This is a genomic window from Shewanella sp. 553 (assembly GCF_059338375.1).
Genome location: NZ_CM181701.1, coordinates 3,796,320 through 3,808,770, shown reverse-complemented (window position 1 = coordinate 3,808,770; position 12,451 = coordinate 3,796,320). Strand labels below are relative to the sequence as shown.

11 protein-coding genes are annotated in these 12,451 nt (G+C 48.8%); 3 read left to right on the top strand and 8 right to left on the bottom strand.

The annotated features are described in order from the left end of the window. Nucleotides 1-93: 93 nt before the first annotated feature. Nucleotides 94-1,269, top strand: coding sequence for a cyclic di-GMP phosphodiesterase (locus AC5YBZ_RS16810; RefSeq protein WP_494520569.1), 1,176 nt, complete (start codon nt 94-96; stop codon nt 1,267-1,269). A gap of 173 nt (nt 1,270-1,442) precedes the next feature. Continuing rightward, complete coding sequence (locus tag AC5YBZ_RS16805) at nt 1,443-1,604, top strand: hypothetical protein (protein ID WP_494543236.1); 162 nt, start codon at nt 1,443-1,445, stop codon at nt 1,602-1,604. Here the strand turns inward: AC5YBZ_RS16805 and AC5YBZ_RS16800 are convergent. From AC5YBZ_RS16800 to AC5YBZ_RS16765, 8 genes are all read right to left on the bottom strand, one after another. Next, nucleotides 1,578-2,525, bottom strand: coding sequence for a YeiH family protein (locus AC5YBZ_RS16800; RefSeq protein WP_494543235.1), 948 nt, complete (start codon nt 2,523-2,525; stop codon nt 1,578-1,580). The two genes, AC5YBZ_RS16805 and AC5YBZ_RS16800, sit on opposite strands and share 27 nt — an antisense overlap. 159 nt (nt 2,526-2,684) lie before the next feature. Then, on the bottom strand, nt 2,685-4,055 hold the full coding sequence (locus AC5YBZ_RS16795; RefSeq protein ID WP_494520571.1) for a magnesium transporter: 1,371 nt from the start codon (nt 4,053-4,055) through the stop codon (nt 2,685-2,687). 190 nt (nt 4,056-4,245) lie between these two features. Beyond that, entirely contained in the window at nt 4,246-4,671 is a 426-nt protein-coding gene (locus tag AC5YBZ_RS16790) for an ATP-dependent zinc protease family protein (RefSeq protein WP_494520572.1), read from the bottom strand. A gap of 44 nt (nt 4,672-4,715) precedes the next feature. Next, nucleotides 4,716-5,741, bottom strand: coding sequence for a succinylglutamate desuccinylase/aspartoacylase family protein (locus tag AC5YBZ_RS16785; protein WP_494520573.1), 1,026 nt, complete (start codon nt 5,739-5,741; stop codon nt 4,716-4,718). Beyond that, nucleotides 5,741-6,646 (bottom strand): 30S ribosomal protein S6--L-glutamate ligase, encoded by a 906-nt coding sequence (rimK, locus tag AC5YBZ_RS16780; protein WP_494520574.1) that lies wholly within the window; start codon nt 6,644-6,646, stop codon nt 5,741-5,743. Before rimK ends, AC5YBZ_RS16785 begins: the two co-directional genes overlap by 1 nt. A 595-nt stretch (nt 6,647-7,241) precedes the next feature. Further along, nucleotides 7,242-8,597 carry a glutathione-disulfide reductase gene (gene gorA / locus AC5YBZ_RS16775; protein ID WP_494521563.1) on the bottom strand — a complete coding sequence of 452 codons (1,356 nt, stop codon included), beginning with the start codon at nt 8,595-8,597 and terminating at the stop codon, nt 7,242-7,244. A gap of 140 nt (nt 8,598-8,737) precedes the next feature. Then, a complete protein-coding gene (locus AC5YBZ_RS16770; RefSeq protein WP_494520575.1) occupies nt 8,738-9,247 on the bottom strand; it encodes a hypothetical protein in 510 nt (169 codons plus the stop codon). Nucleotides 9,248-9,345: 98 nt separating this feature from the next. Further along, a complete protein-coding gene (locus AC5YBZ_RS16765) occupies nt 9,346-10,122 on the bottom strand; it encodes a hypothetical protein (protein ID WP_494520576.1) in 777 nt (258 codons plus the stop codon). 281 nt (nt 10,123-10,403) lie between these two features. Here AC5YBZ_RS16765 and prlC point away from each other — a divergent pair, with 281 nt between their 5' ends. Further along, on the top strand, nt 10,404-12,443 hold the full coding sequence (gene prlC / locus AC5YBZ_RS16760; protein WP_494543234.1) for an oligopeptidase A: 2,040 nt from the start codon (nt 10,404-10,406) through the stop codon (nt 12,441-12,443). Nucleotides 12,444-12,451 lie beyond the last annotated feature (8 nt).

Sequence of the window (12,451 nt, the reverse complement as noted above, 5' to 3'; positions counted from 1 at the left end):
TGATGTTGTGAATTGGCCCTGTTGGGCTGGATCCTGACTAGATTGAAAGTGGTTAGAGAGCTCGTGGTGAGGCTTGGCGCAGATGGTGAAACAGTGGGTAACAAAGCGGACATTATAAAAATTGCAGTGCGGCGCTTGTCTATAGGCATGTATGTCACGGCGATAGAGCGGCAAGGTCAAGTTAATATTGCTCATCCTGGGCAAATTAAAAGTACTGCGGCTATCCAGCAGCTAATTAAAAATAACCTCAAATATGTTTGGGTCGATGTTAATCGTTCGGACCCGAGTTGCGGCCTAACGCCTCCTAAAGTCGCGCTGGCACCGGCTCCTCCTATCGTAAAAAAAATCAGTCGAGAACAGTCACAAGATAAAGCCAAACGCTTAATGGCAGAGGCAAAAGATCTGGTGCAAAAAGTCTTGTCTGAAACCTTTGAAGGCAAGGCCGTTGCCGTTGAGCCGTTTGAAGATTTAGCAGAGAACATGATTGAGTCAGTCATGTTAGACGCCGATGCCTTTAAATGTATTTCAGCGCTGCGTTCTAAAGATGCCTATTTGCTGGAGCACTCTATCAATGTGGCCTTTTTATTAGTGACCTTTGGTAAGTATTTGGCCCTTGAACGTGACGAGCTTAAACAGTTAGCCGTAGGCGGTATCTTGCATGATATCGGCAAGGTGAAGGTCGACAACAACATCTTGCATAAGCCCGGCAGGCTAACGCCCGCAGAGTTTGAGCATATGAAGTTACATCAGGTGTTTGCCAAAGAGATACTGGCAGATACCCAAGGCTTGTCCCAGATCAGTCGTGATGTCTGTTTGATGCACCATGAAAAGCTCGATGGCAAAGGTTATCCTAATGGTCTTGCTGGCCAGCAGATAAGCCTGCATGGTCGCATGAGCTGCATTGTCGATATTTTTGATGCACTTACCGCTACGCGTTGCTACAAAGAGGCGATGAGTCCAGCCGCGGCGTTTAAGATCCTACTCAGCTTAACCCCGTTTCATTTAGACGAGGCATTAGTATATGAGTTTATCCGCTGTATCGGCATTTATCCTGTGGGTTCTTTGGTGCAACTGTCTGATGGTCGCGTGGGGATTGTGTGGGATGCGAAAGATCGTGATGCGTTGCATCCCGTGCTTAAGTGTTTCTACTCTAATACCCATAAACGCTATACCGATGTGGTGATGGTGGATCTATTAAAACATGATGTGCATATCGAGCGCGGGCTCTCGCCCAGCAGCTTAGATGTCGACCCGACGCCCTTCTATTAATGAATCGATTAAGGGCGTTAACGTCAGCATCGTCTTGTGTCACAGTCTATCGTCATCGCCAGCAGTGTGGCTGGTTAGCTTATTGAGCTATTTGTTAGTAAGAATAGGTATTTGGTGAATGCTAGATACCGATAAATAATGGCCACTTCAACATAGCGCCCAGCGGAGGCAAAATGGAAAAGTGGCTGATTATAATCTGTTGTGGCATCTTCGTTATGGCCTCGATGCTCACCACAGGTCTGATTCGCGCCCTTATCGATATTGGCGCATTTGTAGTGATCTTAGCCTTAGTGTGGCGGATAAACGGCTCAACTAAAGTGAATGATATACAATAACGAACCCAGCCCAATCGCGACCCAAAGCAGTAAGCCTAATATCATCGGCTTAGCACCTGCCTGACGCATCTTGCGTAGAGTGATCCCCGCGCCAATCAAAAATAGACACAAAACCAGCACCCGCTTTGACAACATAAAGATGGCTTCATAAGCCGCCTGCCCTTGGGGGAGGTAATGGGCGATGGCGATGGCGACACAATAAAACACAATAAATAGCGGCACAGATACCTTGCGCTTGTTACCGCCAAATACCATGGCGCTAATGAATGCCAGTGGCACTATCCACAGGGCGCGCGCCAGCTTAATGGTGGTGGCGGTGACTAATGCTTCATCACCATAGGCAGAAGCCGCACCGACCACTGAGGAGGTGTCATGGATCGCAATCGCACTCCATATACCAAAGTGATATTGGCTCATCTCTAATAGATGCCCTAAGGCGGGAAACAGAAATAGGGCTACCGAGTTAAGTACAAATACGGTGGCGAGTGCCAGAGCAGTTTGCTGGCTGTCAGCTTTGATGGCTGGAGACACTGCAGCAATGGCGCTACCGCCACAGATGGCGGTACCCGCGGCAATCATATGGCCGAGCTTGTGGTCTAGCTTGAGCAGCCGAGTGAGCAGGGTGCCCAAGATTAAGGTAAATACAATTGAACCTAGGATTAAGCCGAGGTTGTCGAGGCTGGCACTGAGCGCCGTTTCAAGCTCAATACCAAAACCTAAGCCGATGATGGAATAAGCCAGCAGTTTTTTGGTTAACGCGCCGATATCCCATTGGCTGGGAACCAAGCCAAGGCTGGCCAACGTAAAGCCCAGCACTAAGGCGATAGGTGAAGAGATAACCGGAGTTAAACAGAGCAGGGCGCACAGCATAAAAATCAGCCGTGAAGGCTGGTCAATGAGTTGGCTAAACAAAGATTTCATCTACAAGGTGATCGAGTTCTAGTGTGATTGCCGCAGTATAACTAGCACTTAGGTTCTAATAAATTCAATAAGCCTTATCTTAAGATTCAATTTTATTTAATCTTTTATAAGTTGGTGAGGGTAAACGTGGGCAACTGAGATTGCCCACGTTATAGGCGCTTAAGGTAGCAGCAATAAGCTGCCTAAGCCTAAGAAGATAAAGAACCCGACCACATCAGTCACTGTGGTTAAGATCACCGAGCCCGCAACGGCAGGATCAATCTTCATCTGTTTGAGTACAAAGGGGATCACCGTGCCCGATGAGGCCGCGGCCAAACTGTTAAACACAATGGCGACAAAAATAATGCCACCCAGCGGCACCGAGTTAAACCAAAAGCTCACTACCACCCCAATTAAGGCGCCCAGCAACACGCCGTTAAAGGCGGCAATTTTAAGTTCTTTGTCGAGTAGCAGTTTTAAGTTGCTGCGTTTTAAGTGGTTAAGTGCAATACCGCGTAGCGCCACTGCCAAGGTTTGGCTACCGGCAATACCGCCCATACTGGCAACCACAGGCATTAAGATAGCCAGTGCCACCACTTGTTGCAGCGCATCACCAAATAAGCCAATGACCCAAGAGGCTAAAAAGGCGGTTAATAAGTTGGTTGTTAACCAGATAGCGCGCATTCTGGCGGCAACGGTGACCGGAGTAAACAGATCTTCTTCATCTTGCGCCGTTTCTGAGGCCAGCACTTCTAAACTACGCTCTTTGAGGCGTTGCATCAAAATGGACACCGCTATTGCGCCAATGATCTTGCCCTCTTTTTGTACCGGATGCCACGCAAAGCCAGTCACGGGATTAAGATGTTGCGCCGCTTTAGTAATATCTTGATCGTCGTTGATGGGGTCCACTTCCACAATAATGTCAGCCAGTGGCGTACTCGGAGCCACATTGTGAAGCTGCTCTATGGTGCATGCGCCTTGGTATTCGCCTTGGGCATCGACGGCATAAACCGCAACAAAATCTCGTTCGGGATACTTTGCGATGCGCTCTAGCACTCTTCTAACTGGAGCTGTTGGGCGTGAGCGTAAAATATCATTATTGAGGTAACGTCCCACTTCCTCATCTTGATAGCTTAGAGCCTGTTGCATCTGCTCTATGGTGAGAGACTCTTGTTGCTCGAGATAATCTTCGACCACGTCACTGGGTAAGATTTCGGCGAAGGTCAGTACATCAATTTCTGTGATGCGCTTAAGCAATTCCTGCATCTGCGCGTCGGTCAGAATATCGAGCACATGGCGTGCGGTTTCATAATGCAGCAGGTGTAAGATAGCCCAGCCACGCTCGGCAGGAATGTAGCGACACACGACCGCACGGTATTGGTCTGTGATGGACTCGAATAGGTTGGCTAAATCGGCGTCACTGTAGTCACTGATAAAGGCCAGCGAGGCAGATTCTTGTTCTTCTGGGTGGCTGACAATGTCGATGACCCGAGATAATAGGTCGTCTCTTATTTCCTCTTCATTAAGAGGCTCATGTTCAGGCATTGCCATGGAAATATCCTTGTAATCAAACGAGTGACAGGCCAACATGCGGCGATGCGCCGTGGCGTACTACAGGCTGCAGTCCATTGATGATATTACTCAATGCACTAGCCGTTTCATGTCGGCTATGATAACCGACATGAGCTAAAAGCGACGCTGTTTATCTGTTACTAAATCACGTGATTAGCGATTGTTCCCGCTAGCAATCGAGTAAAAAGCTTTGTGCTGGGTCAACCAGCACGCGGTCGCCCATCCCTTCGCGGCCAAGCAGCATCAAATAGGTCATATCCTGACGGTTGCTTAGTGTCAGCTCGATAGGCCATTGATGATCACCCAATTGCAAGGTGGTCTGGATAACACAGCGCTGCTCAACTTCGCCATTAGAGGATTTTATCCTGCGAGAGTCATGCATTGGTGCTTTACAGTGTACCGTCTGATCCAAATTATACACATCGGGATGCAGATCGAATTCGACATAAGGTCGGCCGCCAACTTTAACACGTTTTAGGTTGTCGACGTGTAAGGATGATGTCTTAGCCCCGGTGTCGATCCGCACCTGCAGGTCACTAATACCGAGATCGGGTAGGTGGCATATTTCTAGATTGCCAATAATGATTTTTTTCATGTTTTTATCCTAACAAAATAAAATTACCCCGCTCTGGTGAGCCTTCATATCACGGGAGTGGTGATAGGGGTGATCTGTTCGTTCATGATCTCAATATGCTCAACCACTTCATCGGCAGCACTGCCAAAATAGGCGATATGGAACATAGCATCACCCTCCAACACGAGGGGGATATTTTGTTTACCTATGACAATACCAGCGCGATTCGAGGTTACTTGCTGGATAAGCTCGCCCATGGGGTTGTTGATTTCAGCCAACACCTCGCCCTGTTCAACATAGGCGCCCAGCTTGGCAAATTCACACACAAAACCACTCGCCGCGGCGCGTGTCCAGTCGCTACGGTTGGCCACAAAGGGCGCTATTTTTTGGCGTAAGCGGCGTTTACGCATCACGCCCAGAGATGACAAGACATTGAGTATGCCTCTGACCCCAGTTTGAATTGATAACTCATCAAAGCGTAAGGCTTCGCCAGCCTCATACAATAGTACCCGCGCGCCATTATTCACCGCTGCTTCGCGCAGGGAGCCGTCCCGCACATTGGCATTGAGCAGTACTGGCACGCCAAAGGCTTGTGCCAAGGCTAATGTTTCACTGTCGTCTAAATTAGCTCTGATTTGCGGTAAATTAGAGCGATGAATCGCGCCAGTATGTAGGTCTATACCATAATCACAATGGCGCACTATGCTGTTGATAAAGGTGTAAGCCACTCGCCCCGCCAGCGACCCTTTTTGCGACCCTGGGAAGCTGCGGTTAAGGTCGCGCCTGTCTGGCATATAACGGCTCTGGTTTAATACGCCATACACATTGACCATAGGCACTAAAATGAGTGTGCCTTTAGTGAGTTTGATATTCAGCTGCAGTAAGCGGCGGATGATCTCAATACCATTGAGTTCATCCCCATGCACCGCCGCACTAATAAACACCTTAGGCCCAGGCTTTTTGCCCCGCATCACATGCACTGGCATCGACACTTGGGTGTCGGTGTACAGGCTAGCGACGGGCAGTTGCAGTTGACGCTGCTCGCCTGGGAGAATATCGACTCCGCCAATGTGTAAGGCTGAGTTATCCATTAGCCTTTACCACGTGTTTTATTGGCATGAGGTTTGGCATTTTTTTCGATAAAGGCATAAATCAGCCCAGCAACATCTTTCTCGGTTGCTTGTTCGATGCCTTCTAATCCTGGTGATGAGTTAACTTCCATGACCACTGGACCATGATTAGATTGCAAAATATCGACACCGCACAGATTAAGCCCCATCGCCTTGGCTGCGTTGAGTGCTGTGGCGCGCTCCTCTTTGCTTAACTTCACCAGTTGCGCGATACCACCGCGGTGCAGGTTGGAACGAAACTCGCCTTCGGCCGCTTGACGCTTCATGGCGGCCACGACTTTATCACCCACAACAAAACAACGAATATCAGCGCCGCCCGCTTCTTTAATAAACTCTTGTACTAAAATGTTGGCTTTAAGCCCCATAAAGGCTTCGATGACACTTTCGGCCGCCTTAGTGGTTTCGGCCAATACCACGCCAATACCTTGGGTGCCTTCAAGCAGCTTAATGACCAGTGGCGCGCCGCCGACATTTTTAATCAAATCTTTGATTTTATCGGGTTTGCTAGCAAACCCAGTGCGCGGCAAACCAATGCCTTTACGCGATAGCAATTGCAGTGAGCGCAGTTTGTCGCGCGAGCGGCTGATGGCCACCGATTCGTTGACGCAAAACGTGCCCATCATCTCAAATTGACGCACCACCGCCGTACCGTAAAAAGTGATCGACGAGCCAATGCGTGGAATAACGGCATCATACTTAGGCAATACTTTACCCATGTAGCGTACGGTTGGATTACTGCTGGTGATGTCCATGTAGCAATGCAGGGTGTCGATAATATCGACCTCATGGCCACGAGCTTCACCAGCTTCTTTTAGGCGACGAGTTGAATAGAGGTTTTCGTTTCGAGACAGAATTGCGATGCGCATAACTATGTTCCTTAATAGCGACCTTAGTCTACCTAAGGCATAAAATTTCAGATTAAATCAGCAGGTAAGAGTGAAACCTATGGTCATGATGGCATGTTAACTAAACAGTAACACATTTAATCGTTAGCTGGATTATTGCCGTTGATTAAATATAGCCATAAATCATATCAAGGCATTGATATTGGCATTTTCACTTGGTTTATCATTCGATTGTTTGCTGTTACTGCTTAAAAATAAGGACGCGACATTAGGGCTAAAAGCGCAGGCTGCAAAGCTAATTATTTTTGTCGTCACAATAAGGTTTTTTGCTTGTGAGCACGGCGGTTTTTGCTAAGGCGTAAGCGATCGTTTTAAGCTGTTGTTAATGGGTGGGTGACGAACATTAAATTGACTAGCGTGGTGCACTGTTGTGGATGTTGGTTGCCAATAGCTGCGGGCTTTTGAACGCTGCAGTAAGCGCCAGCAATTAAGCATAATATTGGCCAGCTATGGGATTAATTCGGCGAGGACGCGGCGCAATAAAAAAGGTTATGTCCTTAAGGGCATAACCTTTTAACCACTATTCATGGATTAATCGATGCTTAGCCAGAAGCTATCAGCGCATCGTCACAAATTCCTCGGCGCCAGTGGGGTGAATGGCAACCACTGCGTCGAAATCGGCCTTGGTGGCCCCCATCTTCATGGCAACGCCAAATCCTTGCAGTATTTCATCCATTCCATAACCTATGCCGTGAATACCCACGACTTTTTCATTGTCGCCAGCGCAGACAAGCTTCATTTTACAAGCTTGGCGATGAGCGGTGACGGCGGTATACATAGAGGTAAAGCTTGAGGTGTACACTTTGACATTGGCTTCACCGTACTGGGCGATAGCTTCTGGCTCTGTGAGCCCCATGGTGCCGATAGCGGGATGGCTAAAGACCACGGTTGGGATTAAGCTGTAATCCATTTTCGCCTCTGTCATGCCATTAAACAGACGCTCAGATAATAAACGTCCCGCTTTAACCGCCACAGGCGTTAATTCGACGCCGCCTTCGATAATATCACCGACGCAGTAAATGCCTTTCGCTGTGGTATTTTGCTGTGCATCGACCACGACATAGCCCTTATCGTTTAGGGTGACGTCGGTGTGCTCTAGGCCTATTTTATCGGTCGATGGTTTACGGCCGATAGCCCAAATAAGGGTGTCGACCTCATATTGCTCGCCGTTTTCTAAGGTGAGCGTTAGGCTGTTGTCGGCATTTTTGACCACAGATTGTGGCACGCTATGGGTGTGCAGGCTTGGACCGTTACTGGCCATGCTTTCCATCAAGGCTTCGCTTAGCATAGGGTCAAAGTTGCGCAGTGGTGCGTGTTTACGCACAAACAGATGGGTCTCGCTGCCCAGTGCATGCAGCACGCCAGCCACTTCTACGGCAATGTAGCCTGCGCCCACTACGGCGACGCGTTTAGGTTGTTCGTTGAGGGCGAAGAAGCCATCAGAGTCGATACCATATTGGGCGCCCGGAATATCAGGAATGGTCGGTGCACCGCCGGTTGCGATAAGGATATGGTCGGCACTGTAATGCTCGCCATTGACTTCGATGGTGTTGTTATTGATGAAACGCCCATAACCGCGCACTAAGGTGACGCCATTGTTTTCAAGGCCGCGGTCGTATGAACCGTGGATGCGCTTGATATAGGCTTCGCGGCTTTCGACTAGTTTGTTCCAATCGAATTTATTGACCGCCACATCGAAGCCATAATCTTTGGCATATAAGTGCATGGCTTCGGCGACCTGAGCGCCATACCACATGACTTTTTTAGGCACACAACCTACGTTGACGCAGGTGCCACCAAGAGCTTTTGCTTCTATCAACAGTACTTTAGCGCCACGCATAGCAGCGCGGTTTGCCGAGGCGATCCCCCCACTGCCTGCGCCTAAACAGATATAGTCAAAGTGTTGAGCCATCATTATCTCCAAATTCGAACGATTGCATATTGCGGTCATTGTAGGGGCAAACCGCTTGTCAAACCAGTGGCGTTTTTGGCTTTATGCAAAGACCATATGCTGAGTAAGTGCTTTGGGTTGATGCTATTAATGGACTGAGGTTAGCGCTTGTATTGGCATTTTTGGTAGTCGCTCACTGAGGGGCCTTCGGCGCCGCATTTCATACAGGCCCATTCGCTTCTACGGATATTAAGCTCATCCCGATGAAAGCCAAACTCGGGTTTAGATTGTGACCGTAATTTGCTTTTTAATTGGTTCATACGTTGATGCAGCCAACGGCAACTAGGATCATCGGCTACTTGTTGCCTCTGTGCGATGCGTTGACGGTTATCTTTTTTTGACTTTTTACTGGTCTCACGGCGCTGGGATTTAGATTGCTTAGTGGCGGGCAGATCCTGAGGGCGATAATGTAGCGCACTGCGGTGCTCGTCTGGGATCATGATAGGGTTACCTTCACTGTCTAACGCGCTGTCTGCGGGCAAGGTTATCGGTTTACTGGTTGGTGGCGTTGCGGGCTGGAGTGATTGTAACGGTTCGCCTGCTTGGGCTTTGCCGTCAATGGCATTGAGTATCATCAAGGTGATTATGGCGCTGCGGATAACATTAGGCATTCCTTGTCCCTCATGGTTGCTAAAGGCGTTCCTTGCCTTTATGTCAGCTTTAAAGCTAGTTGAGATTAGCCCTAGGTGCAACACGCTTTAAATGCGCGTTATAAGCTCCAGTTGAGGTGTAAGCCGGCAAAGGTATGATCTAAGTCGCCGTTATTGGGGCCCACCTCACGCTTAATATCTTGCTGGGCTAAGGTGTGGCTAATATGGCCCGACAGGGTCAGCTGTGGGCTGAATTGATATTGGATTTCGACGCCTAACTGTAAGTGGTTACGGCCATTATGTGCTTCAGTCGCATATTGAAAATCAAAGCCTTGGGTGACATAAGGGGTGATAGTTAGTTGTGGTGAAAGCGCCCACTCACTGTGAAGGTTGGCTTCAACAAAATAGCCTGCAGCTTCAGTAGAGTAGGTATAGGCAATCGAGGGGGTGAGCCAGCCAATATTTGTGTAGCTAAGTGAGGCAAACAGTTCGTTATCAGTGCATTCTTCATCACCATAGACTTGGATGCGTTGGTAGCCTAGTGAGCCATCAAAGCGATCACCAAGAGGTAAGGCGTATTCTAGGCCGAGGTTCCATTCGATGTAAGTCATGCTATCGGCGCGCCCAACCGTGCCATATAGGGTGATATCGTGCTGTTGCCAAGCGGCAGTTGCCCAGTAAATGCCCCCCTCGTCCAAATTATTACGGCCTTGGGAAATATATTGGTTGTCCCATGCTAAGTCGATGATAACGTTATTGGAGGATGGCTCGAAGGTGATGATATTGTTTAGGTGTAAATCATCGACGCTGCCTGAGGGGATCATGTCCGCCGCCAATAGCGGCGTGCCAATTGTCAACAACGCTGTGGTGATCAAGGGTGTGGTCAAGCGATTCATGTTAAACATTAGCCTAAACAGAACGAGAATGGAGTGGATCATAGCGTCACCGAAATCAAACGAAAATGAGAATAAGTTGTATTTGAGACCGGCTTATCAATTATGTTTTTAGGTGCTGCGGGCTAACTCTTTTTTAAGCGAGATCACAACATTAATGTGTATCGGCTGCTAGAGAGCGTTATAGTGAGCCTTTTTAAGCGGGTTTGGTATCAAATGCTTGAATCACGTGGCCATCGCCCATATTTAGTGGTGTATATCTGTCGATCTTTAGAGGAAACAACATGAGCAATCCTTTGCTAAGCAAAGCGGAATTACCGCTTTTTTCGCATATTAAACCTGAGCATATTCAGCCTGCCGTCGAGCATGGGATTGAACAGTGTCGTCGCAAAATCGATGAAGTATTGGCCTCTGGCGGCCCATATACTTGGGATAATTTTGTGGCGCCGTTAGAGCAAGTCGATGATGAACTCAGCCAAATTTGGTCGCCAATATCGCATATGAACGCGGTGTTAAGCACCGACGAATGGCGCGCTGCCCATGATGCTTGCTTGCCGCTGCTGTCTGAATACGGCACCTATGTTGGCCAGCACCAAGGCCTGTATCAGGCGTATAAATCACTTAAAGAATCGGCCGAATTTGCCAGCTTGAGTCAGGCGCAGCAAACCAGTATCGAGCATAGTCTGCGAGATTTTGAGCTGTCAGGCGTAGGATTGAGCGATGAAGATAAACAACAATATGGCAAATTGGTGAAGCGTTTATCTGAGCTAACCAGTCGCTTCTCTAATCAGCTGCTCGACGCGACGCAGGCGTGGAGCAAATTGATCACCGATGAGGCCGAGCTTGCCGGTCTGCCAGAGTCGGCAATTGCTGCCGCCCAAGCCATGGCAGAAGCCAAGGGGCAGCAAGGCTGGTTATTTACCTTAGATTATCCCTCTTATCTACCAGTGATGACCTACAGTGATAACCGTCAACTGCGCCAAGAGTGCTATACCGCGTTTGTCACGCGGGCGTCGGATCAAGGCCCGAATGCCGGTGAATTTGATAACGGCCCGCTGATGGATGAGATCCTTGCGTTACGCCACGAGCTAGCACAGCTGCTGGGCTTTAAGAGCTATGCCGAAAAGTCGCTGGCGACCAAGATGGCGCAGTCGCCACAACAGGTGATCGACTTCTTAGAAGAGTTGGCAACACGCTCTAAAGCCCAAGGTGAAGCCGAATTAGCCGAACTGACCGAATTTGCCAGGCAGGAATACGGCGTGAGCGAGCTCGAACCCTGGGATCTCACCTATTACGCGGAAAAACTTAAGCACCACAGATATGAGATCTCACAAGAGCTATTGCGTCCCTATTTTCCTGAAGATCGCGTGCTGTCTGGACTGTTCTATACCGTCTCGCGTCTGTTTGGTTTAACCGTTGAAGAGCAAGCCGAATTTGATACTTGGCATAAAGATGTGCGCTTTTTCACCATAAAAGATGCCCAAGGCCAGCACAGGGGCAGCTTTTACTTAGATCTGTATGCCAGAGAAGGTAAACGCGGCGGCGCTTGGATGAATGATTGTCGTGTACGACGTCAAACCGCTAATGGTTTGCAGCATCCGGTGGCCTTTTTAACCTGTAACTTTAACGCCCCTGTGGCGGGTAAGCCTGCGCTGTTTACCCATGATGAAGTGACGACCCTGTTCCACGAGTTTGGCCATGGTATTCACCATATGTTGACTCAAATTGATGTGGCCGGTGTGTCAGGGATCAACGGAGTACCTTGGGATGCGGTGGAGTTACCGAGTCAATTTATGGAAAACTGGTGTTACGAAGAGGAAGCATTAGCCCAAATTTCAGGTCATTTTGAAACGGGTGAACCACTGCCTAAGGCACTACTCGATAAAATGCTGGCGGCGAAAAACTTCCAATCGGGCATGATGATGTTACGTCAGTTGGAGTTTTCGCTGTTTGATTTTCGTTTGCACCATGAGTATGACCCGCAAGTGGGGGCGCAAATTCAAGCCAAACTCGATGAGGTTCGACGCCAAGTGGCCGTGGTCCCCACTGCCGACTTTAACCGTTTTCAACACGGTTTTGCGCATATTTTTGCGGGAGGCTATGCAGCAGGTTACTACAGCTACAAGTGGGCTGAAGTGTTATCGGCCGATGCATTTTCTCGTTTCGAGGAGGAGGGGATCTTCAATGCGGCAACCGGACGTAGCTTCTTAGAAAATATCTTAGAGATGGGCGGTAGCTTAGAGCCAATGACCTTATTTAAGCGTTTTATGGGCCGCGAACCCAAGATTGACGCCCTATTGAGACATTCGGGTATTCAAGCTTAATATCAATG

Bases quoted from the DNA above. Each gene is read 5' to 3' on its own strand.
- AC5YBZ_RS16805 (WP_494543236.1), top strand. From the start codon at position 1,443: ATGGAAAAGTGGCTGATTATAATCTGTTGTGGCATCTTCGTTATGGCC.
- AC5YBZ_RS16770 (WP_494520575.1), bottom strand. From the start codon at position 9,247: ATGCCTAATGTTATCCGCAGCGCCATAATCACCTTGATGATACTCAAT.
- gorA (WP_494521563.1), bottom strand. From the start codon at position 8,597: ATGGCTCAACACTTTGACTATATCTGTTTAGGCGCAGGCAGTGGGGGG.
- rimK (WP_494520574.1), bottom strand. From the start codon at position 6,646: ATGCGCATCGCAATTCTGTCTCGAAACGAAAACCTCTATTCAACTCGT.
- AC5YBZ_RS16785 (WP_494520573.1), bottom strand. From the start codon at position 5,741: ATGGATAACTCAGCCTTACACATTGGCGGAGTCGATATTCTCCCAGGC.
- prlC (WP_494543234.1), top strand. From the start codon at position 10,404: ATGAGCAATCCTTTGCTAAGCAAAGCGGAATTACCGCTTTTTTCGCAT.
- AC5YBZ_RS16765 (WP_494520576.1), bottom strand. From the start codon at position 10,122: ATGAATCGCTTGACCACACCCTTGATCACCACAGCGTTGTTGACAATT.
- AC5YBZ_RS16790 (WP_494520572.1), bottom strand. From the start codon at position 4,671: ATGAAAAAAATCATTATTGGCAATCTAGAAATATGCCACCTACCCGAT.
- AC5YBZ_RS16795 (WP_494520571.1), bottom strand. From the start codon at position 4,055: ATGGCAATGCCTGAACATGAGCCTCTTAATGAAGAGGAAATAAGAGAC.
- AC5YBZ_RS16800 (WP_494543235.1), bottom strand. From the start codon at position 2,525: ATGAAATCTTTGTTTAGCCAACTCATTGACCAGCCTTCACGGCTGATT.